The organism is Novosphingobium sp., from assembly GCF_037133355.1.
GTDB lineage: Bacteria > Pseudomonadota > Alphaproteobacteria > Sphingomonadales > Sphingomonadaceae > Novosphingobium.
Genome location: NZ_JBAXOI010000004.1, coordinates 174706 through 200843 on the forward strand (window position 1 = coordinate 174706; position 26138 = coordinate 200843).

Genomic DNA, 26138 nt, shown 5'->3' on the forward strand with positions numbered 1-26138 from the left:
ATTGTCTTGGAGAGAGTATGTGGGTGAGTAGAAAATCAGCTTGGCTTGAGGCGCTTCTTCTCGGTCACGTCGATCTGGACGACGCGGCCCTCGTGCACGGTGAGTGCAACGGTACCAAAGCGCAGGCCCGTCAGGGCTTCGCGCACGCTGGCGAGGCTTTCCTCGAGGTGGCGTTCCGCGTCAGGCGACGCGGGCGGTGTGGTCATGTCTGGTCTCCTTCGGACTGTGCTCCATCTGGGTTGAAAATGCGGGCGCGGTGCGGGTTGAAACGGATCGTCTCGCCCAGGCGCGGGGCGTCTGCCGCGCTCGTGAGATCGAGCTCGACAAACTGGCCACTGGCCTCGAGCAGGCCCTCGACCCGCCAGACCGCGCCCTTGCGGAACACGTTGTCGACCATCAGGGCCTCGCTGCCATCGGGCGCAAGCGTGATCTCGTGCGGGCGAAAATGGATCTCGCCGCCGGGTCCGGCAATCCGGTTGGTCTCGCCCACGAAGTGCGAAACGAACGGGGTCTCCGGGTTCATGTAGACCGCGTCGGGAGGGCCGATCTGCTCGATCCGGCCCTGGTTCATGACCACGACGCGGTCGGCAAGCTCGAGCGCCTCTTCCTGATCGTGCGTCACGAATATCGATGTAAGGCCCATTGCCTTGTGCAGATCGCGCAGCCAGCGCCGCAGGTCCTTGCGCACCTTGGCATCGAGCGCGCCGAAGGGCTCGTCGAGCAGCAGCAACTGCGGCTCGATCGCGAGCGCGCGGGCAAGTGCGACGCGCTGCCGCTGGCCGCCCGAAAGCTGGCCCGGATAGCGGCTGCCCAACCCTTCAAGCTGGACGAGGCGGAGGAGTTCCTCCGCGCGGGCCCCGATCGCCGCCTTCGTCAGGCGGTTCCTGCCGCGGCGCACGTTGAGGCCAAAGGCGACGTTGTCGGCCACGGTCATGTGGCGGAACAGCGCATAGTGCTGGAACACGAACCCGACATGGCGGGCCGCGACCGGAAGGCGCGAAACGTCCTCGCCATTGAACAGGACTTCGCCGCCATCCTGGAATTCAAGCCCGGCGATGATGCGCAGCAAGGTCGTCTTGCCCGAACCCGAGGGGCCGAGCAGCGCGATGAATTCGCCCGGCTCGATATCGAGGTCGATACCGTGGAGCGCTGCATAAGTGCCGAAGCGCTTGGTGATGCCGCGAACGCTGATCAATGACTTGCTCCCGCATGGAGGCCGAAGCGCCACTCGAGCACCGTCTTGGCGACAAGCGTCACCAGTGCGAGCAGCGCAAGTAGCGAGGCGACCGCAAAGGCGCCGACGAAATCGTACTCGTTGTAGAGAATCTCGACATGGAGCGGCATCGTGTTGGTCTCGCCCCGGATGTGCCCCGAAACGACCGAGACCGCGCCGAATTCGCCCATGGCCCGCGCGTTGCACAGCAGGACGCCGTAGAGCAGGCCCCAGCGGATGTTGGGCAGAGTGACATGCCAGAAGGTCTGCCAGCCCGAAGCGCCGAGCGAGATTGCGGCTTCCTCGTCGTCCTTGCCCTGTTCGAGCATGAGCGGGATGAGCTCGCGCGCGACGAAGGGGAAAGTTATGAACACAGTCGCCAGCACGATGCCGGGCACCGCGAAGATGATCTTGAGGTCATGTTCTGCCAGCCACGCACCAAACAGGCCGTTGGCGCCGAACAGCAGCACGAAGATCAGGCCCGAGACGACCGGCGAGACCGAGAACGGCAGATCGATCAGCGTGATCAGCAGCGCCTTGCCGGGGAACTGGAACTTGGTGATCGCCCAGCTGGCGGCAATGCCGAAGACCATGTTGAGCGGCACGGCGATCGCGGCAATGATCAGCGTCAGCCGGATCGCGGCAAGCGCGTCGGAGGTGTGGAGCGCATCGAGGAACGGCCCCGCGCCCTGCTTCAGTGCCTCGCTGAACACCGCCAGCAGCGGCAGCAGCAGGAAGAAGCCAAGGAACAGCAGCGCAGCGCCGATGAGCAGCGCGCGGGCGAGCGGGCCTTCGCTGGTGGGTGTGCCCGCACTCATGCGCCCATCCTCCTGCGGCTCATGGCCTGGACCGTGTTGATCAGCAGCAGAACTGCAAAGGAGGCGAGCATCATCACCGTGGCGATCGCTGTGGCGCCGGCATAGGCGTACTGCTCAAGCTGGGTGACGATGAGCAGCGGTGCGATCTCGGTGCGCCCGGGCATGTTGCCCGAGATGAAGATGACGGAGCCGTACTCCCCCACCCCGCGCGCAAACGCGAGCGCGAAGCCGGTCAGGAGCGCGGGCCCGATAGCGGGGAAGATCACACGGGTGAAAGTCTGCCAGCGCGTGGCACCGAGAGTGGCGGCGGCTTCCTCCACTTCGCGGCCAAGGTCGGCGAGCACCGGCTCGACCGAGCGGACGACAAAGGGCAGGCCGATGAAGACCAGCGCGATGGTGATGCCGATCGACGTGAAGGCCACTTTGATGCCGAGCGGTTCAAGATACTGGCCGATCCAGCCCTCTGGCGCATAGAGCGCGGTGAGCGCGATGCCGGCAACCGCAGTTGGCAGTGCGAACGGCAAATCGACGAGCGCGCTGACGACCTGCTTGCCGGGGAATGTATACCGCACAAGCACCCAGGCGACGAGCAGGCCGAAGACGGCGTTGACCAGGCCTGCCATCGCCGCGGTCCCGAAACTGAGGCGATAGGCAGCCATGGCGCGCGGCGAGAAGCCGACCGCGAGAAATTCGTGCCAGCCCAGGCCCGCTGCCCGCAGGAAAATCGTGGCGAGCGGAATCAGCACGATCAGCGTCAGCCAGGCGAGCGCAAAGCCGAAGCTGAGGCCGAAGCCGGGCAGGACCGAAGGCTGCCTCCAGCGCGCGGGGCGCGGGTCGGGACGGGTCATGGTGTGGGCGCCTTACTTCTTCGCGGTGATGCGGTCGAAGACGCCGCCATCGTCGAAGAAGGTCTTCTGCGCCTTGGCCCAACCGCCGAAATCCTTGTCGATGGTGACCATCGGGATATCGGGGAACTGCGCCTTGAACTGCTGCGCGATGGCGGGATCGCGCGGGCGGTAGAAATTGTGCGCGATCGCGGTCTGCGCCTCGGGCGTATAGAGATAGCGAAGGTATGCCTCGGCGACTTCGCTGGTGCCATGCTTCTTCGCGTTCGCAGAGATCACTGCAACCGGCGGTTCGGCAAGGATCGAGAGCGAGGGCGCGACGATCTCGAACTTGCCAGCCCCAAGCTTCTTCTCGGCGAGGAACGCTTCGTTCTCCCATGAGATCAGCACGTCGCCAATGCCGCGCTCGACGAACGTTGTGGTCGAACCGCGCGCGCCGCTGTCAAGCACCGGGACATGCGCGAAGAGCTGCTTTACATAGACTTCTGCCGCCGCGTCCGAACCGCCGGCCTTGCGGCCCCAGGCCCAGGCGGCGAGGAAGTTCCAGCGCGCGCCGCCGCCGGTCTTGGGATTGGCGGTGATGACTTCCACGCCGGGCTTGATCAGGTCGCCCCAGTCCTTGATGCCCTTGGGATTGCCCTTGCGGACGAGGAACACGATTGTCGAGGTGTAGGGCGCGCTGTTGTCGGGCAGCGCCTTCTGCCAGTCGGCGGGGAGCAGCTTGCCCTTGGCCGCGATGGCGTCGATGTCATAGGCAAGGCCAAGCGTCGCGACATCGGCATCGAGGCCGTCGATGATCGCGCGGCTCTGCTTGCCCGAACCGCCGTGGCTCATGCGGAAGGTGACGTCCTTGCCAGTCTTCTGCTTCCAATAGGCCGCGAAGGCCGGATTGATCGCCTGATAGAGCTCGCGCGTCGGATCATAGGAAACATTGGTCAGCTCGGTCGCGCCCGGCTTCCCGCTGCCCGAGCAGGCCGAAAGCAGCAGGCCGAGGGCGAGCGAACCGGCGAGCAGGGCTCCGCCGGAAAGCGGGTTGGTCCGAACTGGCCTGATCATGCGGTGTACTCCCGTTGGCATAGGGTCGTCCTTAAACTCAATAGATCAGATAGACATTACAGTTCTGCTTCGCAGAGGCCAAGCGAAGCTATGCCACCATTCGGACCGGATTGCCCCAGCCTTTCGAATCGGAAAAACCGCCCCTGCCTCGAAGCTTATCTCAACTCATACAGTAGAGAATACTCCCGCGCCGAAGCGAGGCAAAATGTCGCTAAGATGAGTAGAGATTATCCGCCCCTTGCGGTGATGATCCCCGCCGCGCGCTGGAAAACCGGCGGGGCAAAACCGGCAGGCGCCCCTTGTGCACCGGGCCCCGCCTCGTGCTATGCGCAAGGCATCATGTCACCGCTCCGTAGCAATCGGCCACCATGCCGCGCCATCAGCCTTCGCCATCAGGCAAGGTCATGCGGGGGACACGAACATGGATGATCTGCAGGCAAACGCAGCCCCTTCGGCCAGCGACGCGGTGCAAGGCTCGAAGCCGCCGACTGAAACCCCGCCCGCCCCGGCCTACCGCTTCTTCAATCGCGAGCTGAGCTGGCTCGCGTTCAACCGCCGCGTGCTGGCCGAGGCGCAGAACCCCAACTACCCGGTGCTGGAGCGGCTGCGCTTCCTCTCGATCTCGGGCAGCAATCTCGACGAGTTCATGATGGTGCGCGTGGCGGGGCTCGCCGCACAGGTGCGTCAGGGGATCGACGAGCTTTCGATCGACGGGCTCACCCCGGCGCAGCAGTTGCAGGCGGCCTATCTCGGCGTCGAGGAACTGGTGCGCGCGCAGCAGGCGATCCTTGCCGACCTCACCGGTCTGCTCGACGCTGCCGGTATCCGCATCGTCGGCGACCGCAAGCTGGACAAGGCGCAAGCCGACTGGTTGGCCCATTACTTCGAACAGCACGTGTTCCCGGCATTGACCCCGCAGGCGATCGATCCCGCGCACCCCTTCCCGTTCATCAACAATCAGGGCACCGGCATTCTCTTCACGCTCGTGCGGCTGGCCGATGGCGAGCCGGTGACCGAGATGATCCTCGTGCCGCCCGCCCTGCCCCGCTTCGTGCGCCTGCCGGGTGATCCTGCCAGCTGGATCAGCATCGAGGAGCTGATCCTGCGCGGCGCGGGCAAACTCTTCCCGGGCTTTCGCATCCAGGGCCACGGCACCTTTCGCGTGCTGCGTGACAGCGACATCGAGGTGGAGGAAGACGCCGAAGACCTCGTGCGCTATTTCCGCACCGCGATCCAGCGGCGGCGGCGCGGCAAGGTGATCCTGCTGCAAGTTCAGGAAAACTTCGATCCCGAAGCCGAGCAGCTGCTGCGGGAAAAGCTCAGGCTCGACCATGCCACGGTGATCAAGGCAGGCGGCCTGCTCGCGATGAACGGGCTTTCGGCAATCGTCGATACCGACCGGCCGGAGCTCAAGTTCGAGCCCTATATCCCCCGCTATCCCGAGCGCGTGCGCGAACATGACGGCGACTGCTTTGCCGCGATCCGCACCAAGGACCTTGTCATCCACCACCCGTTCGAAAGCTTCGACGTGGTGGTGGATTTCCTGCGGCAGGCAGCATCCGATCCCGATGTGGTGGCGATCAAGCAGACGTTGTACCGCGCCGGCAAGCAATCAGCGGTGATCGCCGCACTGATCGCGGCGGCCGAGGCGGGCAAATCGGTGACGGCGGTTGTCGAATTGAAGGCGCGCTTCGATGAGGAGCAGAACCTCCACTGGGCAAGCCAGCTCGAACGCGCCGGAGTTCAGGTGATCTACGGCTTCGTCGACTGGAAGACCCATGCCAAGGTCTCGATGGTCGTGCGGCGCGAGGGCGATGGCTACCGCACCTACTGCCACTTCGGTACGGGCAACTACCACCCGGTTACCGCGCGCATCTACACCGACCTCAGTTTCTTCACCGCCGATCCCAAGTTCGGGCGCGATGCGGGCCTGCTGTTCAACTTCATCACCGGCTATATCGAGCCCAAGACCACCGAGATGCTCGCAATCGCGCCGATCGGCGTGCGCCGGAAACTCTATGAGTGCATCGACCGCGAGATCGCGCTCGCCGAAGCGGGGAAACCGGCCGCGATCTGGGCCAAGCTCAATTCGCTGACCGACAGCCAACTGATCAGCCGGCTCTATGCCGCCAGCGCTGCCGGGGTGGAGATCAATCTTGTGATCCGCGGCATCTGCTGCCTCAGGCCCGGCGTGCCGGGGCTTTCGGAGCGGATCCGCGTCAAGTCGGTGATCGGCCGGTTTCTCGAGCATAGCCGCATCTGGGCCTTCGGCAACGGCGCGCCGCTGCCCAACCGCCGCGCCAAGGTGTTCATTTCCTCGGCTGACGGCATGACCCGCAATCTGGACCGGCGCGTCGAGGTGCTCGTGCCGATCAAGAACCCGACCGTGCACGACCAGGTGCTCGATCAGGTCATGCTCGCCAACCTGCTCGATACCGAGCAGAGCTGGCTGCTGGAGCCGGACGGGACCTATCACCGCGCCGAGCCGGGCACGCGCCCGTTCAATGTGCACCGCTACTTCATGACCAACCCCTCGCTGTCCGGGCGCGGCGCCGCGCTTACCAAGGGCAGCAAGGTTCCCAAGCTCGCGCTGCGACGCGGCGGATTGCCTCCAGCATGAACCAGATGACCCGCATAACCCGCACGTCCGCCTATATCCCCACCCGGGCGATCATCGACATCGGCTCGAACACCGTGCGGCTGGTCATCTACGGCGGGCCGGCGCGGGCGCCCGATGTGCTGCACAACGAGAAAATCACCGCGCGCCTCGGCAAGGGCGTGGCCGAGAACGGCAAGCTCGGCGCGCGCGCGGCCGGCGCGGCGCTGGCCAGCCTGGCGCGCTATCGCACGTTGCTCGATCTCAAGGGTATCCGCGAGGTCGACGTTGTCGCTACCGCAGCGGTGCGCGATGCGGAGAATGGTGCGGGGTTCCTCGAGCAGATCCGGGCGCTGGGCCTCTCGCCTCGCCTGCTGACCGGCGAGGAGGAGGCGGTGACCAGCGCACACGGCGTGATCGGTGCCTTTCCGGCGGCCGACGGAGTGGTCGGCGATCTGGGCGGCGGGAGCCTTGAACTGGTCGATGTCGATGCCGCAGGCTGCCGCCATGGCATTTCGCTGCCGCTGGGCACGCTGCGCCTGCCGGGCCTGCGCGCCGCGGGCGAACGCGCCTTCGGGCAAAGCGTGGCCAAGGCACTCAGGCGCGCCGAATGGCAAGCTGCGCCCGGCGCGACGCTCTATCTTGTCGGCGGTTCGCTGCGCGCCTTTGCCCGCCATGCGATGAGCGTTTCGGCATGGCCGATCGACGATCCCCACGGCTTCGAGATCGACGCTGCCGCCGCGCAGGCGATTGCCAAGGCGCTCGCACGCCGCAAGCCCGAAGCGCTGACAACGACGTCCGGCATATCGAGCTCGCGCCTTGCTGCGCTGCCCGATACCGCGGCATTGCTCGCAGTGTTGATCCGGTCACTCCAGCCGGGACGTCTCGTGTTTTCCTCGTGGGGCCTGCGCGAGGGCTTGCTCTGGGACCGCATGGCGCCCGGCGTGCGACTGCAGGACCCGCTGGTGGCCGGCGCCGCCGCGTTCACCAGCGAATACGGCATTCCGGCTGGCACTGCTGCGATGGTTGCGGGCTGGACCGCTTCTGCACGCCTCCCCGAAACAGCGCCCGGCGCGGAACGGCTGCGGCTGGCGGCGACGATGCTGTGCCTTGCAACTGCGATGGTCGAGCCCAACCTGCGCGGCGATCTCGCGCGCGACTGGGCGCTGCGCAAGCGTTGGATCGGAGCGAACCCGGCCGAACGCGCGATGCTGGCGGCCGCGATGATCGCCAATACCGGGCGGAGCGATCTGCCCGCCGAACTCGCCCTGCTCGCCGCGCCCGAACAGCTGCGTGAGGCGCAGGCCTGGGGCCTTGCCACAAGGCTGTGCCGGCGCTTCAGCGGCAGCACAGCGGCAGGGGTCAGCGGGAGCACGCTGCGCGTCGAGGGCAGCGCGCTCGTGCTGCAAGTCCAGCCGCAGATCGCGGTGCTGGTGAACGAGGGCGTGGAGCGCGATCTCAAGGCGCTGGCGGCGCACCTCGGGCTGAAAGCGGAAGTCCGCTAGGCGCCGGGGCTCGCCTCGCGCGCGGCCTCGGCCTCGGCGGCGGCGAGGACGCGCAGGACATTGCCCGACCAGATCTTCGCGACATCCGCCTCGGTATAGCCCGCCGCGAGCAGCGCCCTGGTGATGCGGGGAAGATCGGCAACATCCTCGAGGCCGACAACCCCGCCGCCGCCGTCCCAATCAAGCCCGATACCGACGTGATCGATGCCCGCGACCTGGATCGCGTGGAGCAGGTTTGCCATCACATCGTCGAATGTGGCGCGCAATTCGGGATACTTTGCATCGATGGCATGGCGCTCGGCGAGAAAGGCTTGCCGTTCGGCACCACTGAGCGCCCTAGCCTCCGGGTACTTCTCTTCAAGCGCCTTGAGCGCGGCCTCGCGCTCCGGGCTCTGCTTGAGGCCTTTGACATAGACAGAGTTGATCTGGATGACCCCGCCGGCGGCCGCGAGCGCTTTCAGATGCGCATCGTCGATATTGCGCGGATGATCGAACACCGCCTTGCAGCCCGAGTGGGTGAGAACGATCGGCGCCTTCGACAGGCGCAGCACATCGTCGAGCGCACGGTCCGAACTGTGCGAGAGATCGGGGACTACGCCGAGCCGGTTCATCTCGGCCAGCAGCTGGACGCCGAGCGGGCTGAGGCCGTCCCACTTGGCCTTGTCGGTCGAACTGTCGGCGAACTGGTTGGTGCGAAAATGCGCGAAACCGGAAATGCGCACGCCCATCGCGTAGAAACTGCGCAGCAACGTGGGATCATCGCCCAAGGGCCAGGCGTTTTCGATCGAGAGATAGACCACGCGCTTGCCGCTTGCCTTGATCGCGGCGGCATCGGCGGCCTTGCTGGCAAGCGCGAAGCTTTCGGGGTGAGCCGCAACCATCTCGCGGACGGCGACGCCGCGCATCAAGGCAAAATCGCGGGCCTTTCGTGTGGATTCGGGATCGAGCGGACCCTGCGCCGTGTAGATCGCCCAGAACCCGCCATCAAACCCGCCCTTCTTCATGCGCGGCAGATCGACCTGAGTGAAATCGCCGGTGACGGTGTGAGCATCGGTAATCGACCAGCCGGGCAGCGCAAGCGAGGCCGGTGTATCAAGGTGCGTATCGAGCGTGAGCAGGCGCATGTGCAGCGCCGCCGCGGGATCGGCGGGAGCGCCGCGCGGGGGGGCGCTGGTGGCGGGGCCGGCGGCGAGAAGCGCAGCAGCAGCGGCGGCAAGCATGAAGCGGGTTTTGTTCATGGACCCCAGCATCGCCGGTCCGCAGCGAATGTCAATCACACCGGATCGGCATCGGCCTGCATTTCGGGCCGCGCGGCGGCGAAGGCGGGCAGCGCTAGCGCGGCGGCCTCGATGGCCTCGAGCCGGGGATAGTCTATCCGCGCGCCGAAGCGGCGGGCATTGGCCAGCTGCGGGATCAGGACGACATCGGCAAGTGTCACCGTCTGGCCGAAGCAGAAGGGGCCGGAGCGATCGGCAATGAGCCGGGCGCAGGCCTCCAGCCCGCTCTCGATCACTTCGCGTGCCCAGCCATCGACGGCGCTCTGGTCAAGACCGTGCCCACGCAGCATCCTGAGCACCCTGAGATTCTGCACCGGGTGGATGTCGCAGGCGACAGCCAGGGCAAAGGCGCGCACCCGGGCGCGCTCGAGCGGGTCGGCCGGGAACAGCGGCGGCTCGGGCCAGCGCTCGTCGAGATACTCGCAGATCGCGAGGCTCTGGGTAAGCACAGTGCCATCCACTTCGAGCGCAGGGACCAGCGCCTGAGGATTGATCGCGGTATAGTCCGCCGCCTTCTGCGCATCCGTGCGCAGATCGTGCGCGGCGGGCATCCAGGCCAGCCCCTTGAGCGCGAGAACCGTGCGCACGCGCCAGGCTGCGGAGGAGCGCCAGTAGGTGTGGAGAACGAGCATCGCCAATGGGGTCTATCCCCGAAATCGGCGGCTTGCCATATTTTCTATCGGGTTAAACGAATGGTAGTCATTCCGGACTTATACCGGTTGCGGCTCCCGTCACGGGACCAGCCCCACCGGAGTTCATATGCCCGCCGAGCTTCCCGATGACCGCCCACAGCAGGAGCGCCAGTCCGAGCGGCGGCCCCTGATGGTGCGCGTGCAATATCGGCGCACGATCGTGCGGCTTGCGGCGCAAATCCTCGACCTTTCGCGCCACGGCTTGCGGCTGGCGGGGATGGAGCGGCTGCGCGCGGGCGAGAGCGTGTGGATCACGCTGCCCGGCCTGCCGCCGCGCCAGGCCAAGGTGGTCTGGACCGACCGCTTCGAAGCCGGCTGCGCGTTTGTCGAGCCGCTGCACGAGGCGGTGTTCGACGCGATCGTTTCCGGCCACATGAACTGACCCTTCCCCAGCGTCCGCCGGACGACTAGGGATGCGCGCATGCTGCGCCTCACCGAACTCAAGCTGCCTCTCGATCACACGACCGCCCAACTTGAGGCCGCGATTGCCGGACGGCTGGATATCGTGCCTTCAGCGCTGATCCGCTACAACGTGGCCAAGCGCGGCAACGATGCGCGCAAGAAGAGCGCGATCAAGCTGGTCTATGCGATCGATGCAACCGTGGCCGACGAAGCCGCCGTGCTGTCGCGCCATGTCGGGGACACGCAGGTGCGCCCTGCCCCCGATACTAGCTACCGCTTTCCGATCATGGCCCCCTCAGGCTGGCAGGGCCCGCGTCCGGTGGTGATCGGCGCGGGACCATGCGGACTGCTTGCAGGCCTGATCCTTGCGCAGATGGGCTTCAAGCCGATCATCATCGAGCGCGGCAAGGCAGTGCGTGCGCGAACCAAGGACACCTGGGGCCTGTGGCGGCGCAGCGAACTCATGCCGGAATCGAACGTCCAGTTCGGCGAAGGCGGCGCGGGCACCTTTTCTGACGGCAAGCTCTACAGCCGGATCAAGGACCCGCGCCATCTCGGGCGCAAGGTGCTGGTCGAGTTCGTCAAGGCCGGGGCGCCCCCGGAAATCCTCACCGAAGCGCACCCCCATGTGGGCACGTTCCGCCTTGTCACCATGGTCATGTCGATTCGCGAGACAATCGAAGCGCTGGGCGGCGAATACCGCTTCGAGACACGGGTCGAGGATTTCGTCATCGGCAGGGACGAGAACGGCGAGCGCCGGCTTGACGGCTTGCTGCTCTCGACCGGCGAGGTGCTGCCCGCACTGCACGTGATCATGGCAGTGGGACATTCCGCCCGCGACACGTTCGCGGTGCTGCACGCGGCGGGTGTGCATATCGAGGCCAAGCCCTTTGCCGTTGGCGTGCGCATCGAACATCCGCAGCGGCTGGTCGATGTGGCGCGCTATGGCCAGAGCGCGGGGCATCCGATCCTTGGTCCTGCGGCCTATTCTCTGGCGCACCAGACGAGCGCGGGGCGCTCGGTCTACAGCTTCTGCATGTGCCCGGGCGGGCGCGTGGTGGCCGCGGCATCCGAGCCGGGACGTGTGGTGACCAATGGCATGAGCCAGTACTCGCGTGCCGAATTCAATGCCAATTCCGGCCTCGTTGTCGATATCAACCCCGAGCGCGACTATCCCGGCGGGCCGCTTGCCGGCGTGGCGTTCCAGCGCAAGTGGGAGGAACTGGCCTATGTTGCGGGCGGCTCCAATTATCGTGCGCCGGGCCAGCGGCTCGATGATTTCCTCGCCGGGCGGCCGTCCACCAGCTTCGGTTCGATCACGCCGTCCTATCAGCCGGGGGTGACACCGACCGATCTGGCGCAGTGCCTCCCCGATTTCGCGATTGCCGCGATGCGCGAGGCGCTGCCCGTGTTCGGACGGCAGATGCCGGGCTACGATCATCCGGATGTGGTGTTGACCGGGGTCGAGACGCGCACTTCATCGCCGGTCAGGATCACGCGCGGGGCCGATTTCCAGAGCCTCAACACCGCGGGGCTCTACCCGGCAGGCGAAGGCGCCGGCTATGCGGGGGGGATCCTGTCGGCAGCGGTGGACGGCATCCGCGTTGCCGAGGCCTTGGCGCAAGTCTTGGTCGCTCAGCCTTCAGCGGCGCGCGCATAGGCACCAAGCAACGACTGGCGCAGCGTGCCGAGCGGGGGCAGATCGAACCCTGCCAGCTGAGCGATGCCGACAATCTCGTCCGAACCATAGCACTGCGAGAGCTGGATCGTCTCCCCCTTGACCTTCCTGGCGAGCGGTCTCGACCAGAAGGTATAGACCGTGGGCAGCGCGCGTTCGGAAGGGTCCTCGTCGACCACCATGGCGAGGCGCCCCGAGCGCAATTCGACAAAGGCGCCGATCGGATAGATGCCGACCATCTCGATGAAATCGACCATGATCGCAGGGTCAAGCCCGTCGCAATGCTCGCCCATGTGGCGGATCGCCTCGGCCGGATCGAGCCCGGGGCGGTGGTCCTTGCCCGCGACGAGCAGATCGTAGGTGTCGCAAATCGCTGCCATGCGCGAGAGAGTGTCGATGTCGGCGCCGGCGAGGCGATGGGGATAGCCGCAGCCGTCGAGCCGCTCGTGATGGCGCATGCAGACCTTGAGCACAGCATCAGGAATATCGCCCGCAGCCTTGAGCAGGGCGTGGCCGACCAGCACGTGCTGGCAATGGGCATCGGCTTCGGGATCCCCTGCCCCGCCCGTCCACGCATCCTCTGGATGTGGGGGGCCGCCGATTTCCTGGCCCGCGCCGATATCCATCAGCAGCCCGGCCATGCCCGCCTCGCGCGTCTCGCTCGCAGAAAGGTTCATCTGGCGGGCGAGCGCGATCATGAGCGCACTGGTCGCGAGCGCGTGGCGGTAGGTTTCCTCGCTGTCCTCGCGGCAGCGCAGCAGGCCGTTGAAGGCATAAAGATTGCGCTGCACCGAGGCGTAGATATCGTCGATCAGCGGATCGACCGTGCGCGCGCTGATGCCGCGCCCGAGACGGGCTTCGAGGAACACGCGGCTGACCACCTTGGAATGACGCTCGGCGATCTTGCGCGCGGTGCCGAACTCGCGGGCGGTGGCGACACGTGCGGCGGCGAACCTGTTGGCGACAGGCCGCGGCGGCGCGAGCTTCATGTCGCGGGCCGACGGCGGCGGCGCACCGGTTGCGGCCATGGCACTGGCAACCGCACCCTCGCGCCGGGTTGCATTGTCCAGCCCGCGCTCGGTGTCGACGATCACGGATTCGACCGCACTTTCCTGAAGAACATCGAGCATCCACTGTTCCTCGAGCAGGAAGCGGCTCCTCCAGAAAGGGTGCTTGAACCAGCTCCCTTCCAGCTTCTGGATGAACATGCCGAGCCGGAGCTCGGAGGTTTCGACGCGTTTGAGCATGATGTCCGGGTCTTGCCACCCATGTGGCTGAAACCGGTTGACCGGACGGATACGCACAACTCCTGATCGGAGAGCCACGCATCACCCCGATGCGCGCAATCGGCCATTCCCCAGTCGCACTTTTCTGGCTAGCGTCCGCGCCAAGTGACGCAATAACAACGAGGAAGTGTGAATGACGACGCAAGGGCACGGAGCAGGAATGGACAGTGAGGTCTTTGCCCAGTTCCACGAGCAATTGCAGCGCTATGTGCGCGAACGGCTGATCCCGGCGGAGGATGAAGTCATCGCCGGGGACGGTATCCCCGAAGACCTGCTCGCCGAAATGCGCGAGATGGGCCTGTTCGGCCTGACCATGCCCGAGGAATACGGCGGCGCGGGCATGAGCATCAGCCAGTATATCGAGACGATCCACACAATCAGCTACGCCATGCCCGCGTTCCGCTCGATCATTTCGATCAACCTCGGCATGGTCTGCTCTGCGATCAAGAACGCGGGCACACCTGAACAGAAGGCCGAATGGCTGCCGCGCCTCGCTGCCGGCGAGATCGCCGCATTCGGGCTCACCGAGCCGGGCTCGGGATCGGATTCGGCGGGCCTTGCAACGACAGCGGTGCGCTCGGGCAACGGCTATGTGCTCAATGGCACCAAGCGCTACATCACCAATGCACCCTACGCGAAGATCGGCCTGATCATGGCGCGCACGAACCGCGAGAACCTGCCGAAGAACGCGCATGTCTCGGCTTTCCTCGTGCCGCTTGATACGTCTGGCATCACGCGCGGCAAGTCCGACAAGAAGATGGGTCAGCAGGGCAGCCACATCGGCGATATCATCATGGAAGACGTGTTCATCCCCGGCGATGCTCTGCTCGGCGGCGAGGAAGGCAAGGGTTTCGCCACCGCGATGCAGAGCCTCGACAACGGGCGCCTGTCAGTGGGCGCAGCGGCCACGGCGCAGGCGCGGCGCTTCCTCGATACCGCGATCCGCTATGCCAACGAACGCAAGGCCTTTGGCGAGCCGATCGCGCAATTCCAGCTGATCCAGGCGATGCTGGCGGACAGCCAGGCCGAGATCTACGCAGCCCAGTGCATGATGCGCGATGCCATCGCCAAGGCCGATGCGGGGCAAAAGATCCTGATGGAAGCCGCCGCGTTCAAGATGTTCGCCTCCGAAATGTGCGGGCGCGTGGCGGACCGCTGCGTGCAGATCCACGGCGGCGCGGGCTATCTGGCAGAATACGAGGCCGAGCGCTTCTTCCGCGATGCGCGCATCTACCGCATCTATGAAGGCACGACGCAGATCATGCAGCTGGTGATCGCCAAACAGATGCTGCGCGACTTTGCGGCAGGCGTGGCCTGACGTCTAGGCTTCGGGCGTGTCGCAAGCCAAGGCATCGGGCACGCCCAGCGCGACGAACTGATCAAGCAGCCACTGCGCGGCAGGGCCCGGCGGGTAATCGCGGCGCCAGATCACCATGAAGCGGTAAGCGCCGCCGGGGTAATCGGGCATGGCAAGCCGCCTGAGCGTGCCTGCCGCCAGATCGCCCTCGATCATGGGCAGCGGCATATTGCCCCAGCCAATCCCTTCACGCAGCAGCGCATGCTTGGCGCCCAGATCGGCGAGCCGCCAGGTCTTGGAGCTGACCACGCCGAAATCGCGCCCGGCGGTGGTGCCGGAGCGGTCCGACAGGACGAGCTGGATATAGTCGCGCCCCGCACCCGGCGGGATCGTGATCATGCGGCCGAGCGGATGATCGGGCGCAGCGACGGGAACAAGCAAGGTGGCGCCTGCGGCTCTGCCCTCAAGCTCGGGCACTTCGGCCGCCAGCGGGCCGGAAACGCCAATGCCCGCGGTGCGCGCATGTACCATGGCGCTGATCGCGCCCAGCGCCTCGACATGGAGGCGCAATTGCACTGTTGGAAACTCGGCTGCAAACCCGCGCAGAACGGTGGCGAGCCGTTCGGGCGGGACCATGACATCGACCGCAAGATCAACCTCGGCCTCCAGCCCGTCGAGCAGGCCTTTCACTTTGGCGCGCAGACCATCCATCCCTTGCGCAATGCCCCGCGCTTCGGCCAGAAGTGCGCGGCCGGCAACGGTAAGCTGCGGCTTGCGGGTGCCCTCCCGGTCGAACAGCGAAACACCGAGCTGCGCCTCGAGATTGGCAACACCATAGCTGATCACCGAAACCGCGCGGCCCAGTGTGCGCGCGGCGCCGGCGAAGCTGCCGGTATCCACGATGGTGAGAAAAATGCGCAGCTGATCATAGGTGGGCGTGCCGGGGCTAGCCATTGTTTCATTCCATCGAACAAATCACTCTGATTTATCCCTCTGAACAGGAAAGCTGGCAAGCGCTATATCGGCCTCAACAGCGGCGCCCTTGCCCCTTCGCGGCGGACGCCAGAGGAGAACCAAGATGATCGAACTGCGTCCCTTTGCCAGCCTCGGCGGCGAAAACCACGGCTGGCTCGATGCCAAGCACCACTTCTCGTTTGCCGGGTATCATGATCCGGCGCGGATGAACTGGGGCAACCTGCGCGTGTGGAACGATGACACGATTGCCCCGCGCACCGGCTTTCCGCCGCACCCGCACCGCGACATGGAAATCATCACCTATATCCGCGAAGGCGCGATCACGCATGAGGACAGCCTTGGCAACAAGGGGCGGACCGAGGCGGGCGACGTGCAGGTGATGAGCGCGGGCACCGGTATCCGCCACTCGGAGTACAACATGGAGGACGTAACGACTCGCATCTTTCAGATCTGGATCATGCCGACGCGCAGCGGTGAGGCTCCGGGCTGGGGCGCAAGGCCCTTCCCCAAGGGCGAGCGGAGCGGGCAATTCGTTGCGCTGGCCTCAGGCTATGAGGGCGACGGCGATGCCCTCCCCATCCGCACCGATGCGCGCGTGCTGGGCGCCAGCCTGCGCGCCGGTGAAACCGCGACCTACCCGCTGGGCGCGGCGCGCAAGGCCTACCTCGTACCGGCAACGGGCGCGGTCAGCATCGAGGGCATCACTGTCAAAGCCCGCGACGGCGCGGCGATTCGCGAAACCGAGGTGCTCACTGTGACCGCGTTGGAAGACAGCGAGATCGTGATGGTCGACGCCGCGTAAGCACCAGCAGGGCGGCGAACGGACAACCGGGCGCCGCCCCTGGCACCTCCCCAACCGTGGTCGTTCCCCTTCGCGGGACTAAATTCTGCGCCATCCGTAACGAATGCGGGTGTCCATAACGGATCATTTACCCTTTTTGGTCCAGTATGGCTCGAAGGCGAAAGGTAACCACCTTTCACGAGGCAGCAGGATGATGGTGCGATAGATGTCGTTCATGGCTCCCATTCCACCGAATGACCAGGTCGTGCGGGAGCAGCGCCAGCCGCGCATCATCCGCGCGCGCCTGATCCACCGGGATGGCGAGGTGCAGGACATCGTCATTCGCAATGTCTCGCCGACCGGCCTTGGCGCAAGCGCTCGCGGCCCGGCGCCTGTGCGCGGCGAGCGCGTGCTGGTGGTGCTGCCCGGCGAACAGGAAGTCACCGGAATCGTCCGCTGGTTCGGCGGCCATACCTTTGGCATGCAGCTCGACACCCCGCTTGATCTCGAAGCACTGGGCCGCGCGCTGCAGCGCCAGGCGCATGTCGCGCAGGTTTCGGGCGAATGGAAGGTCGAGACGCGGCACCGGGTCTATACTCCGATGTCCGATCCTTCGCGCATTCGCCGGCTCTGACGGCCTCGCATCACGTGGGCTGAGGCCCTGCATCAGACTTGCTTAAAGCCCCGCGGCACCATGCGTGCCGGTTGACCCGCCCGAAGCGGACGTCATGCTCGCGCACCATGACCAGACAGATCGAGGAACCCGCCCGCCGCATCGACGTAATCCACGAGACCGACGTGCTCGTGGTCGGCTCGGGGCCGGGAGGCCTCGCCGCAGCGCTCGCTTCAGCACGTGCGGGGGTAAAGACCACGCTGGTCGAACGCTACGGCTGCTTTGGCGGCAATATCACGCAAGTCGGCGTGGAAGGCTTTGCCTGGTACCGCCACCCCACGACGATCGACAGCGAGGGCATCGGCCGCGAGTTCGAGGACCGGGCTGTGGCGATGGATGCGGCGCTGCCAGAGCCGCAATCGATCAGCCACGCGCTCGACGCCGAGGCGTTCAAGCATGTGGCGGACGTGCTGGTGGAAGAAGCGGGCGTGATCCCGATGCTGCATCGGCTGGTCGTCGCGCCGATCATGGAAGGCGATACGATCCGGGGCGTGATCGTGGAAAGCAAGGCGGGGCGCGAGGCGATCCTGGCCGCGCGCGTGATCGATGCAACCGGAGATGCCGATCTGGCCTTTCGCGGAGGGGCACCGACAATCAAGCATCCGGTCGACGAGATGATGTCGGTCTCGGTCATGTTCTCGATGAGCGGGGTCAACAAGGCGCGATTTATCGAGGCGGTGAAGGCCGATCCACAAACCTATGGAGACTGGGCGGGCAACGGCGAGTGGGACATCACCACCGACGGCAAGGAGGACGCCATGTTCTCGCCGTTCCTGCGCAAGCCCTTCCAGCAGGCGCTTGCGGCCGGATTGCTCCCGCCCAATCTCAAGACCATCGCCGGCACCTGGGGCACGGTTTCGGATCAGGGCGACCTCACCTACCTCAACCTCGTCCACCACTACCTCGACGGCACCGACCCCGACAGCCTGACGCGCGGCGAAATGCAGGGCCGCGCCGATGCGATGAACGCGATTGCCGCGCTGCGCGGGTTCATGCCGGGCTGCGAACAGGCCAAATTGCGCAATTTCGGCATGACACTCGGCATTCGCGACACGCGCAAGATCGACGCGGCCTACAACATGACCGGCGATGACGTGCGTGGGCAGGGCCGGTTTGAAGATTCGATCGGCATCTTCCCCGAATTCATCGACGGCTATGGACTGCTGATCCTGCCGACCACGGGGCGCTATTTCCATGTGCCCTATCGATCGCTCGTGCCCAAGGGGATCACCAATCTGCTGGTGGCCGGACGAGTGATCGGCGGCGACAAGGTCAGCCACGCGGCGGTGCGCAACATGATGTGCTGCGCGGTTTCAGGCCAGGGCGCAGGCGTAGCTGCGGCGATTGCGGTGAAGACCGGACGGGATTTCGCGGGCGTGGATATTGCGGCGGTGCAGGCGGAACTCAGGCGGCAGGGCGCGCGGATACACTGAGGGCCCAGCCGGGCATCGAGAGCTTAAGTTTGGGACGCTCTGGATCCCCGCCTGCGCGGGGATGACGAATGTTTGGTGTCTTCGTCATCCCCGCGCAGGCGGGGATCCAGAGCGGTCAAGCGCGGTCTTTGAATTGCTTCGTGCCCTCAGGCACCAATCAGCGGCAGGGCTTCTTCCCAGAAGTGGTGCAGGCTTTGCGCAAAGCTCGACGGCACATAGGCGATGCAGGCGTCTTCGCTCTCGACCCAGAGCCGCACGCCGACATGGTCGATCACCGTGGCCGCAGTCGCGCCGACTGGAAAAACCGCCGCGCTGGTATCGAACACGCCGCCTTCGAGCAAAAGCTCGCGCCAGCCCGGCCCAGCGAGGCGGAAGCGCACCAGGCCACCACCGATGGCCGTCAGTGCGCCGTCATCACCCAGCGTATCGGCGAGCACCGAGATATCCCCCTCGGCCAGCCAGACAGTGGGCTCGAAACGCATCAGGGTGATCGCGGCATTGCTCGCGCTGCGGTTCATCGCGGGCAGCGCGAAATCAAGCGCCTTGTGGACGCGCACAGCGACGGCCTGCGGATTGCTCCAGATTTCCAGCGCATGAAGCGGCGCTGCCGGGAGGGCGATGATCGAGGTCGGCTCAGTCACGGTAGCGCTCCCCGGCGGTATCATAGAAATGCGGCGAGGTGACGCGAACGCGGGCCTTTTCGCCGCGGGTGGGCGAGGTGACAGTCAGTTCCTCGCCGTGGCGCTTGTGCCCGCCTTCGAGCAGCGCCAGCGCAATGGCACCGCCTTCGAGAATGCGGCGCGCGGCGGCGGTGACATGGCCTTGCGGTGATGTCCCCGCACGGCCGATCAGCATGCCGCCTTCGGGGATTGCCCCTTCAAGGCTGATCAGGCCGACAAGGTTGTTGCGGTTCGGCGCGGACAGCGCAGGCCGGGTCAGGCCCGCCGCACCGATAAAGCCGCCCGCCTTGTTGAGCATGCCCGCGAGCCCGAGGTCCTGCGGGGTCGAGCGGCCATCGACTTCGCCGCCGACAACAACGTGGCCCTTCTCGATGCGCAGCAATTCCATCGCCTCGAGCCCATAGGGCGCGCCGCCTTCAGCCCGGGTCGCGGCTTCGATGACGCGCCAGACCTTGGCGGCGTGCGTCGCCTCGACATGGATTTCGAAGGCGCGCTCACCGCTATAGCTCGCGGCGAGGACGTGGACCGGAACGCCGACGATCGTTGCCGGGGCATAGCCCATATGGCGCGGCGGCTCGGCACCGGTCAGCGCAGCAAGGATCGCGCGGGCGCGCGGGCCGGCGAGCGCGATGCCCGCGTAGTGCTCCTGCACATTGACGACCGAGCACTTGAGGTCCGGTCGCAACGAGTTGCGCACGTAGGAGATGAAGTGCGCCATGCGGTCCGCGCCGCCGGTGGAACTGGTCAGCAGGTAGCGGTTTTGGGCGAGGCGCCAGACGGTGCCGTCGTCGGAGACCATGCCGTCCTCGCGGCACATGAAAGTGTAGCGCCCGCGCCCGACCGCCAACTTGCCGACCGTGGTCGCGCAGACGAGTTCAAGCAGCGCGGCGGCGTCGGGGCCGGAAACCTCGAACTTGCCGAGCGTCGAAACATCGCTGAGCCCCGCCACGGTGCGGACAGTGCGCGCTTCGCGCAGCGCCGCTTGCTGAAGGCTTTCGCCATTCACCGGATAGGCGCGCGGGCGAAACCAGTAGCCCAAGGGCTGCCAGATCGGATCGTGGGCTTCGTGCAAGCCGTGCAAGGGGATCCGGCGCACGTGTGCCCCCGCATTGCGTGCGCCGGCGCCTGCCAGAAGGCCCATGGTGACGGGCGTAAACGGCGGGCGAAACGTGGTGAGACCGGCCTCAGGCACCGTCACGCCCTGCTTTTCGGCAAGGCGCGAGAGCGCGACCATGTTGCTGGTCTTGCCCTGATCGGTCGCCATGCCAAGCGTGGTGTAGCGCTTGAGGTGCTCGACCGAACGGTAACCTTCCTGCCAGGCGAGATCGATATCGGCGAGGCTGACATCGTTCTGGAAATCGACGAAGCTCTTCTTGGCCTTGCCCGCGGGTGCGACAGCCGGAGCGGGCGGCGGTGACAGCGCGCTGCCGATGGTTTCGCAAGCCTGCGGCGTACCGCCCGGAATGAAGGCCTGCGCCTCCTCGTTCCATTCAAGCTTGCCGCCCGCCTGCATATGGAGATGCGAAACGGGGACGAAACCGCCGGAGACGGCGATGAGGTCTGCATCGAAGCTCTGCTCGCTGCCGCCGATCAGCGCGGTGACCTTGCGCAGCGCATGCTTGCGGCCGGTGACGCTGGAGGGGCGCGCATCGTGATAGACGGTGACGCCTGCGGGCGCGGCGGGGCCGGTGGCGCGGGCATCGAGCAGAGCGACGACTTCTGCCCCGGCTGCGACGAGAGCCGCAGCGGTGAGGTAGGCATCATCGTTGTTGGTGGCGATAACAACGCGCTTGCCCGGCAGCACGCCCCAGCGGCGAACGTAGCTACGCACCGCCTGCGAAAGCATCACGCCGGGATGGTCGTTATTGGCGAAGGGCACGGGCCGTTCGATCAGCCCGGTGGCGAGCACAACCCGCCCTGCCCGTACGTGCCAGAGCCGCTGGGCAAAGCCATGGGCCGGGACTTCGCCGGGTTCGGCAAGGCGCTGGGTGAGCGTGAGGAAATTGTGGTCCCAGTAGCCCGAAGCGGTCGTGCGCAGGAGCACCAAGCCGCCGAGCGCCTTGATCTTCTCGACCATCGCAGCGGGATCGATCGATGGATCGGGATCGCGCAGCAGCGACCCGCCAGGGACCGCATCCTGCTCCACCAGCATGACGCGCTTGCCCGCTTCGGCGGCTTCGAGCGCTGCCTTGAGCCCGGCGGGCCCTGCCCCCACCACCAGCACTTCGCAGAAACCGGCGCGCTGGGAGAAGTTGTCGGGATCGGGCTCGGTCGGCGCGTTGCCGAGGCCGGCGGCGCGGCGGATGAAGCCCTCGTAGAGCATCCAGTGCTTCGCCGGGCCGAAGAAGGTCTTGTAGTAGAACCCGGCGCTGAGCGCGGGCGCGGCGAGGCCGAAGATCGACGCGACGTCGAACGACAGGCTCGGCCAGCGGTTCTGGCTCATGGCGACCATGCCGGGATAGACAAACAGGTCAGTCGCGCGGGTGTTGGGCTCGGCACGGCCACCCTTCCCAACGGTCACCAGCGCGTTGGGCTCCTCGATTCCGGCGGTCATGATCCCGCGCGGGCGGTGGTACTTGAAGCTGCGGCCGACGAGGCCCACGCCGTTCGCCAGCAGCGCTGCGGCGAGCGTATCACCCGGACGGGCGTGATAGGTCGTGCCGTCAAAGGTGAACGGGATCGTCTCATCGCCGGTTGCGATGCGCATGGGGCCGCTCATGGCAGCGCCTCCGGTCCGATGGCTTTCACGGCGGTAATCTCATGCGTCACGCGGTGGCGGGTGAGCACCATCCACGCGCGGCAGCCATAAGTATGGCGCCAGATTTCATCGTCGAGGCCCATCGGGTTGGCGCGGGTATAGAGCGCCTGCATCGCGGTGGCGGCATCCGCTGCGGGATCGACGATGGAGTCGGTCGTGCGCTCGTACGTGAATTCGGTCTGGGCGCGGGGGCCGCAGTGGGGACAGGTGATCTGGTACATGTCTCGGCCTGTCTCAGCGGTGGTTCGGGAACGGACCGACCGACGTTTCGTCGATAGTCGCCCCGGTCATGAAGCGTTCGAGGCTGAAGGGCGCATTGAGCGCGTGCGGCTTGCCCGTCGCGAGGGTGTGCGCATAAGTCCAGCCCGAGGCAGGCGTCGCCTTGAAGCCGCCGTAGCACCAGCCGGCGTTGAGGTAGAGCCCGTCGATGGGGGTCGTGCCGATGATCGGCGAACCGTCGAAGCTCATGTCCGTCACACCCGACCAGGTGCGCAGCATCCTGAGGCGCGAGAGCGCAGGCATGCAGGTGACAGCCTGCGCGATGGCGTGTTCCTTGATCGTGGGCTGGCCCCGGCGGGCATAGCTCGGCCAGTTGTCCGGATCGCCGCCCATCACGATGCCGCCCTTGTCGGACTGGCTGACGTAGAAGTGGAGGGACTGCGACATGACAACCGACTGGACCATCGGCTTGACGCCTTCGGTGACGAGCGCCTGCAAGGTCTGCGATTCAATCGGAAGCTTGAGACCCGCGAGCCCCGCGACATGGCCGCTGTGGCCCGCGACGCAGATGCCGGTGCGGCCCGCGAGGATGCGTCCGCGCGTGGTCTCGACACCGGTGATCTTGTTACCGTCGCGCACGAAGCCGGTGACCTCGCACTTCTGGATGATGTCAACGCCAAGCGCATCCGCCGCGCGCGCATAGCCCCAGGCCACGGCGTCGTGCCGCGCGGTGCCGGCGCGCCACTGAATCAGGGCGCCGTCGATGGGGAAGCGGGCACTGCGGGAGAGGTCCAGCAAAGGCTCGATCTTGGCGATCTGCTTGGTGCTGAGCAGTTCGGCGTCGATCCCGTCGCAGCGCATGGCATCGCCGCGCTCGGCGAGCTTGATCATGTCGCCATCGTTATGGCCGAGGAACATCGCGCCGCGCGGGCTGAACATCACGTTGTAATTGAGGTCGTCGCTGAGGCCGTGCCACAGCTTGAGGCCGAACTCGAAGAAGTTATGCAGCTGCGGCAAACGGTAGTTGGAGCGCACCAGCGTGGTGTTGCGCCCGACATTGCCGCCGCCGATCCAGCTCTTCTCCAGCACCGCGACATTGCGGATGCCGTGGACCTTGGCGAGGTAATAGGCGGTGGCGAGCCCATGGCCGCCGCCACCGATGATGATCACATCATAGCTCGCCTTTGGCTCCGGATCGCGCCACGCCGGTTCCCAGTGCTTTTGCCCGTTCAGCGCACCACGCAGCAGGCTGAACGCGGAATAGGGCGTCTTCATGCCGCGAGTTCGGCTTTCGAAGCCTGCCAGCCGCGCTGCTCGCGCCAATCAGCCCCGATGCCGTCAAAACGCGAGAGGCCGAGCTTGGCGATATCGGTGAAGCTGCACTGCCCATCGACCACGAGATCGCGCACCGCATGGCCCGAGGCGGGTGAAAGGCCGAAGCCGACGCCGGACATCGTGATGACGGTCACGTTCTCGGGGTCCTTCATGCGGTCGATGATCGGACGGCCGTCGGGCGTGTTCTCGACGATCCCGGCCCAAGAGCGGATCACGTTGAGGTGCGCGGCCTTGGGGAAGAGTTCGGCGACACGGCGCGCGAGATTGCGCGTGAGCGGCGACGAAGGCCGCGAGGGCGGGCCGGCCTCGAAGGTTTCGAGCCATTCATGAGGGCCGCCGCCATAGGCGAGATTGCCGCGCAAGGTCTGGCGGCCGTAGAGGCCGTTGCCATCCACCCCGCCGATGGGCATCATCGGAGCGGGTTCGGTGACGATCATTTCCGCGCGTGCGGCGGCAAGCGGAACCTCGACGCCGAGCTTGGCCATGAGTCCCTGGATCTGCGGGCCAGCCGCGACGACCACGGCATCGCATTCATGGCGACCGGACGTGGCGTGCACCGCGACGACCTTGCCGCCCTCGGTCTCGAACCCGGTGACCGGGCTATGCTGGACGATGCGGCCGCCAAGGTCCTGCAGCGCCCATGCATAGGCCTGCACGCTGCGCTGCGGGTTGGCGTGGCCGCCGAAGCGGTAGTGCATCCCGCCAAGGCAGTTGTCACCGGCAAGCGGCACCATCGCGCGCACCTGATCGCCGGTGAGCAGATCGACACGGTAGCCCATGTCGTTGTTCATCTTGGCAAGATAATGATATTGATTCAGTTGCTTGGGGCTCACCGCAATGACGAGACGCTCCTGCTGGTGCTCGGTCGGATAACCGAGCAGCGCGTCCATATGCGGCCACATGCGCTGCTCTTCCTCGAACAATGGGCTCTGGTAGTGCGAGGCGCCGCCGCCGTTGCGGCCCGAGGCTTCCCAGCCGACGATGCCCTTGTCGAGCACGGTGACCGAGGCGCCCGATCGCGCGAGCCACCAGCCTGCGCTGAGGCCGGAGACGCCGCCGCCGACAATGACAACTTTCATCTTCGCCGCCGTGCCGACGATCCGGGCCATGGTTTCCTGCGGCGTTTCGCTCGGGGTGGGCATACCAACGTATGTCATTAGAGGCTCCAGCCTTCGGCGATGGCGGTTTGATGCTCACGCTCGCGCGGCGTGTCGATATCACGGTAGGGCACCCACTGGGTGGGAATGCCGAACCAGACGTCCCACCCGGCGCGCATGTCTTCGCTCTCCTCCCAGTCGGCCAGAATGCGCAAGGGCAGCGGGCGGACGGGCGCGCGGTGGGTAGCGAGCGGAACCGAGCCGAACGGGCCGTTCGCGGCCATCGCCAGCATCATCGCCACCTGATCGCGGCAGCGGCGGCCCTGGCACACGCCCATACCGGCGCGGGTGAGGCGCTTGATCTGGTCCGGGTTGGGCGGGCCATCCTTGATCAATGTATCGAGCGAACGCGCGGCCATCGGCGCGGAGCGTTCGAGATAGCGCGGGGGCTGGACGCCGAGCAGATCGGCGCGGGTGACTTCCTCGCACTGGCAGACAATGGTGTCGGGCGCGGAGAGCTTGCCCAGTTCGCGAGCCCATTCCATGCGGTATTCAACATGGTCGAAGCCGGTATCGGCAAGGCCGGCGCAATCGCCGACGCAAGTCACACCCGCGTTGTCGCCCGGGATATAGCCGCCGCGCGCGCCATCAAGCACGCGCTTGCCGCCCATCGCGTCGATCAGTTCGATCGATGGGACGAGGCCGATGGCGAGGACCACGGTATCCACCGCGATCTCGGCGCCGGAGCGCAGGCGGACGCGTTCGACGCCGTCGATGCCGCCGATGGCTTCGGCGGGTGCGTCTTCGAGATAGAAGGGGATCTGCGCGGCGCGAACCGCTTCGGCGAGCGCGGCATCACCTTGCGGTGCCGCGCGCACTTCGACGAGACCAGCGACTTCGACGCCCTTGTCACACGCCAGGAGCGCGGTGCTAAGCGCAAGATCATGGCTGCCAACAATCAGAACCCGCTTGCCGGCAAAAGCTTCGTAATGCGCCAGCAGACGCTCGAGCGCGGCCGCGCCCATGACGCCGGGCTGGTTCCAGCCGGGGAAGCCGATGGCCAGGTCGCGCGCGCCGGTCGCGAGCACCAATTCGCCATAGCCGACGATCCAGCCGCGATCCTTGTCCGCCAGCGCCACGACGTTCTCGGGGAGCCCGGTGATGCCGGGGCCATTGCGGTAGACACCCCAGGCGCTGGTGCCGAGAAGCACCTCGACGCCCGCTTCAATCGCGGCCTCGAGCATCGGCTCGCTCATGAACACGGTTTCGAGCATCCGCTCGGCATTCTGCGTCGCGGCAGTCATGCGGCCGCCGAACAGCAGCGGCACGTCATTGCCCATGGCAGCGCCGGGAACCGGGTTTTCGTCGACGAGGAGGACCGATTTGCCCTCCCCTGCCCCGGCGATGGCGGCGGCGAGCCCGGCAGGGCCAGCGCCGACGACTACCATATCGTAGCGCGCCTCGGGGGCGGGAAGCTTGGTGCCGATCGCGTGGGGATCGGTTCCGTTATTGGAATGCATGG

Annotated in this window: 23 protein-coding genes; 8 read left to right on the forward strand and 15 right to left on the reverse strand. The window is 66.2% G+C overall.

Annotated features, from left to right (window positions below; all coding sequences use genetic code 11):
- Positions 1 to 35: 35 nt before the first annotated feature.
- Genes WCL10_RS06260 through WCL10_RS06280 form a run of 5 tightly spaced genes read right to left on the reverse strand, consistent with a single transcriptional unit; the run spans position 36 to position 3932 of the window.
- Positions 36 to 206: a YezD family protein gene (locus WCL10_RS06260; RefSeq protein ID WP_336894775.1), complete on the reverse strand. Its 171-nt coding sequence runs from the start codon at positions 204 to 206 to the stop codon at positions 36 to 38.
- Positions 203 to 1195 carry a sulfate/molybdate ABC transporter ATP-binding protein gene (locus tag WCL10_RS06265; RefSeq protein ID WP_336894776.1) on the reverse strand — a complete coding sequence of 331 codons (993 nt, stop codon included), beginning with the start codon at positions 1193 to 1195 and terminating at the stop codon, positions 203 to 205. The genes WCL10_RS06260 and WCL10_RS06265 overlap by 4 nt, the downstream gene beginning before the upstream one ends.
- Positions 1192 to 2031: a sulfate ABC transporter permease subunit CysW gene (gene cysW, locus WCL10_RS06270; protein WP_336894777.1), complete on the reverse strand. Its 840-nt coding sequence runs from the start codon at positions 2029 to 2031 to the stop codon at positions 1192 to 1194. Before cysW ends, WCL10_RS06265 begins: the two co-directional genes overlap by 4 nt.
- Complete coding sequence (gene cysT / locus WCL10_RS06275) at positions 2028 to 2879, reverse strand: sulfate ABC transporter permease subunit CysT (protein ID WP_336894778.1); 852 nt, start codon at positions 2877 to 2879, stop codon at positions 2028 to 2030. Before cysT ends, cysW begins: the two co-directional genes overlap by 4 nt.
- Before the next feature lie 12 nt (positions 2880 to 2891).
- Entirely contained in the window at positions 2892 to 3932 is a 1041-nt protein-coding gene (locus WCL10_RS06280) for a sulfate ABC transporter substrate-binding protein (protein ID WP_336894779.1), read from the reverse strand.
- A gap of 421 nt (positions 3933 to 4353) precedes the next feature.
- Between WCL10_RS06280 and WCL10_RS06285 the strand changes: the two genes are divergently transcribed.
- A complete protein-coding gene (locus tag WCL10_RS06285; protein ID WP_336894780.1) occupies positions 4354 to 6552 on the forward strand; it encodes an RNA degradosome polyphosphate kinase in 2199 nt (732 codons plus the stop codon).
- On the forward strand, positions 6549 to 8033 hold the full coding sequence (locus WCL10_RS06290; RefSeq protein WP_336894781.1) for an exopolyphosphatase: 1485 nt from the start codon (positions 6549 to 6551) through the stop codon (positions 8031 to 8033). The genes WCL10_RS06285 and WCL10_RS06290 overlap by 4 nt, the downstream gene beginning before the upstream one ends.
- Here the strand turns inward: WCL10_RS06290 and WCL10_RS06295 are convergent.
- Together WCL10_RS06295 and maiA are read right to left on the reverse strand one after the other, a co-directional pair.
- Positions 8030 to 9271, reverse strand: a complete 1242-nt coding sequence (locus tag WCL10_RS06295) for a dipeptidase (RefSeq protein ID WP_336894782.1) — start codon at positions 9269 to 9271, stop codon at positions 8030 to 8032. The two genes, WCL10_RS06290 and WCL10_RS06295, sit on opposite strands and share 4 nt — an antisense overlap.
- A gap of 35 nt (positions 9272 to 9306) precedes the next feature.
- Entirely contained in the window at positions 9307 to 9942 is a 636-nt protein-coding gene (maiA, locus tag WCL10_RS06300) for a maleylacetoacetate isomerase (RefSeq protein WP_336894838.1), read from the reverse strand.
- A 127-nt stretch (positions 9943 to 10069) separates the two neighbouring features.
- On the opposite strand from maiA, the gene WCL10_RS06305 reads away from it, so the two are divergent.
- Together WCL10_RS06305 and WCL10_RS06310 are read left to right on the forward strand one after the other, a co-directional pair.
- A complete protein-coding gene (locus WCL10_RS06305; RefSeq protein ID WP_336894783.1) occupies positions 10070 to 10384 on the forward strand; it encodes a PilZ domain-containing protein in 315 nt (104 codons plus the stop codon).
- A 39-nt stretch (positions 10385 to 10423) separates the two neighbouring features.
- The gene (locus tag WCL10_RS06310) at positions 10424 to 12064 is read left to right on the forward strand and encodes an FAD-dependent protein (RefSeq protein ID WP_336894784.1); all 1641 of its coding nucleotides are present in this window, start codon (positions 10424 to 10426) and stop codon (positions 12062 to 12064) included.
- Here WCL10_RS06310 and WCL10_RS06315 read toward each other — a convergent pair.
- Complete coding sequence (locus WCL10_RS06315; protein ID WP_336894785.1) at positions 12040 to 13329, reverse strand: DUF3391 domain-containing protein; 1290 nt, start codon at positions 13327 to 13329, stop codon at positions 12040 to 12042. The two genes, WCL10_RS06310 and WCL10_RS06315, sit on opposite strands and share 25 nt — an antisense overlap.
- Before the next feature lie 199 nt (positions 13330 to 13528).
- Here WCL10_RS06315 and WCL10_RS06320 point away from each other — a divergent pair, with 199 nt between their 5' ends.
- Positions 13529 to 14686, forward strand: coding sequence for an acyl-CoA dehydrogenase family protein (locus tag WCL10_RS06320; protein WP_336894786.1), 1158 nt, complete (start codon positions 13529 to 13531; stop codon positions 14684 to 14686).
- Between the two features lie 3 nt (positions 14687 to 14689).
- On the opposite strand, the gene WCL10_RS06325 is transcribed toward WCL10_RS06320, so the two are convergent.
- Positions 14690 to 15619: a LysR family transcriptional regulator gene (locus tag WCL10_RS06325; protein WP_336894787.1), complete on the reverse strand. Its 930-nt coding sequence runs from the start codon at positions 15617 to 15619 to the stop codon at positions 14690 to 14692.
- 124 nt (positions 15620 to 15743) lie between these two features.
- Between WCL10_RS06325 and WCL10_RS06330 the strand changes: the two genes are divergently transcribed.
- From WCL10_RS06330 to WCL10_RS06340, 3 genes are all read left to right on the forward strand, one after another.
- Positions 15744 to 16442, forward strand: coding sequence for a pirin family protein (locus WCL10_RS06330; protein ID WP_336894788.1), 699 nt, complete (start codon positions 15744 to 15746; stop codon positions 16440 to 16442).
- 214 nt (positions 16443 to 16656) lie between these two features.
- Positions 16657 to 17055: a PilZ domain-containing protein gene (locus WCL10_RS06335; protein WP_336894789.1), complete on the forward strand. Its 399-nt coding sequence runs from the start codon at positions 16657 to 16659 to the stop codon at positions 17053 to 17055.
- Positions 17056 to 17162: 107 nt separating this feature from the next.
- The gene (locus tag WCL10_RS06340; protein WP_336894790.1) at positions 17163 to 18527 is read left to right on the forward strand and encodes an FAD-dependent oxidoreductase; all 1365 of its coding nucleotides are present in this window, start codon (positions 17163 to 17165) and stop codon (positions 18525 to 18527) included.
- A gap of 146 nt (positions 18528 to 18673) precedes the next feature.
- Here the strand turns inward: WCL10_RS06340 and WCL10_RS06345 are convergent, their stop codons facing one another.
- The 6 genes from WCL10_RS06345 to WCL10_RS06370 are packed head-to-tail and all read right to left on the reverse strand — an operon-like array spanning position 18674 to position 26136.
- On the reverse strand, positions 18674 to 19168 hold the full coding sequence (locus tag WCL10_RS06345) for a sarcosine oxidase subunit gamma family protein (protein WP_336894792.1): 495 nt from the start codon (positions 19166 to 19168) through the stop codon (positions 18674 to 18676).
- Positions 19161 to 21926: a 2Fe-2S iron-sulfur cluster-binding protein gene (locus tag WCL10_RS06350; RefSeq protein ID WP_336894793.1), complete on the reverse strand. Its 2766-nt coding sequence runs from the start codon at positions 21924 to 21926 to the stop codon at positions 19161 to 19163. Before WCL10_RS06350 ends, WCL10_RS06345 begins: the two co-directional genes overlap by 8 nt.
- Positions 21923 to 22186, reverse strand: coding sequence for a sarcosine oxidase subunit delta (locus WCL10_RS06355; RefSeq protein WP_336894794.1), 264 nt, complete (start codon positions 22184 to 22186; stop codon positions 21923 to 21925). Before WCL10_RS06355 ends, WCL10_RS06350 begins: the two co-directional genes overlap by 4 nt.
- 13 nt (positions 22187 to 22199) lie before the next feature.
- Positions 22200 to 23459 (reverse strand): sarcosine oxidase subunit beta family protein, encoded by a 1260-nt coding sequence (locus WCL10_RS06360; RefSeq protein ID WP_336894795.1) that lies wholly within the window; start codon positions 23457 to 23459, stop codon positions 22200 to 22202.
- Positions 23456 to 24676 (reverse strand): FAD-binding oxidoreductase, encoded by a 1221-nt coding sequence (locus tag WCL10_RS06365; protein WP_336894796.1) that lies wholly within the window; start codon positions 24674 to 24676, stop codon positions 23456 to 23458. The genes WCL10_RS06360 and WCL10_RS06365 overlap by 4 nt, the downstream gene beginning before the upstream one ends.
- Positions 24676 to 26136 (reverse strand): NAD(P)/FAD-dependent oxidoreductase, encoded by a 1461-nt coding sequence (locus WCL10_RS06370; RefSeq protein ID WP_336894797.1) that lies wholly within the window; start codon positions 26134 to 26136, stop codon positions 24676 to 24678. Before WCL10_RS06370 ends, WCL10_RS06365 begins: the two co-directional genes overlap by 1 nt.
- Positions 26137 to 26138: the final 2 nt, after the last annotated feature.

Excerpts from the sequence above, each read along its gene's own strand:
- WCL10_RS06295 (WP_336894782.1), bottom strand. The coding sequence starts at position 9,271 with ATGAACAAAACCCGCTTCATGCTTGCCGCCGCTGCTGCTGCGCTTCTC.
- WCL10_RS06350 (WP_336894793.1), bottom strand. The coding sequence starts at position 21,926 with ATGAGCGGCCCCATGCGCATCGCAACCGGCGATGAGACGATCCCGTTC.
- WCL10_RS06280 (WP_336894779.1), bottom strand. The coding sequence starts at position 3,932 with ATGATCAGGCCAGTTCGGACCAACCCGCTTTCCGGCGGAGCCCTGCTC.
- WCL10_RS06365 (WP_336894796.1), bottom strand. The coding sequence starts at position 24,676 with ATGACATACGTTGGTATGCCCACCCCGAGCGAAACGCCGCAGGAAACC.
- WCL10_RS06370 (WP_336894797.1), bottom strand. The coding sequence starts at position 26,136 with ATGCATTCCAATAACGGAACCGATCCCCACGCGATCGGCACCAAGCTT.
- WCL10_RS06360 (WP_336894795.1), bottom strand. The coding sequence starts at position 23,459 with ATGAAGACGCCCTATTCCGCGTTCAGCCTGCTGCGTGGTGCGCTGAAC.
- WCL10_RS06325 (WP_336894787.1), bottom strand. The coding sequence starts at position 15,619 with ATGGCTAGCCCCGGCACGCCCACCTATGATCAGCTGCGCATTTTTCTC.
- WCL10_RS06260 (WP_336894775.1), bottom strand. The coding sequence starts at position 206 with ATGACCACACCGCCCGCGTCGCCTGACGCGGAACGCCACCTCGAGGAA.
- WCL10_RS06315 (WP_336894785.1), bottom strand. The coding sequence starts at position 13,329 with ATGCTCAAACGCGTCGAAACCTCCGAGCTCCGGCTCGGCATGTTCATC.
- WCL10_RS06355 (WP_336894794.1), bottom strand. The coding sequence starts at position 22,186 with ATGTACCAGATCACCTGTCCCCACTGCGGCCCCCGCGCCCAGACCGAA.
- WCL10_RS06340 (WP_336894790.1), top strand. The coding sequence starts at position 17,163 with ATGACCAGACAGATCGAGGAACCCGCCCGCCGCATCGACGTAATCCAC.
- cysT (WP_336894778.1), bottom strand. The coding sequence starts at position 2,879 with ATGACCCGTCCCGACCCGCGCCCCGCGCGCTGGAGGCAGCCTTCGGTC.
- WCL10_RS06320 (WP_336894786.1), top strand. The coding sequence starts at position 13,529 with ATGGACAGTGAGGTCTTTGCCCAGTTCCACGAGCAATTGCAGCGCTAT.
- maiA (WP_336894838.1), bottom strand. The coding sequence starts at position 9,942 with ATGCTCGTTCTCCACACCTACTGGCGCTCCTCCGCAGCCTGGCGCGTG.
- cysW (WP_336894777.1), bottom strand. The coding sequence starts at position 2,031 with ATGAGTGCGGGCACACCCACCAGCGAAGGCCCGCTCGCCCGCGCGCTG.
- WCL10_RS06335 (WP_336894789.1), top strand. The coding sequence starts at position 16,657 with ATGGCTCCCATTCCACCGAATGACCAGGTCGTGCGGGAGCAGCGCCAG.
- WCL10_RS06305 (WP_336894783.1), top strand. The coding sequence starts at position 10,070 with ATGCCCGCCGAGCTTCCCGATGACCGCCCACAGCAGGAGCGCCAGTCC.
- WCL10_RS06330 (WP_336894788.1), top strand. The coding sequence starts at position 15,744 with ATGATCGAACTGCGTCCCTTTGCCAGCCTCGGCGGCGAAAACCACGGC.
- WCL10_RS06290 (WP_336894781.1), top strand. The coding sequence starts at position 6,549 with ATGAACCAGATGACCCGCATAACCCGCACGTCCGCCTATATCCCCACC.
- WCL10_RS06310 (WP_336894784.1), top strand. The coding sequence starts at position 10,424 with ATGCTGCGCCTCACCGAACTCAAGCTGCCTCTCGATCACACGACCGCC.
- WCL10_RS06285 (WP_336894780.1), top strand. The coding sequence starts at position 4,354 with ATGGATGATCTGCAGGCAAACGCAGCCCCTTCGGCCAGCGACGCGGTG.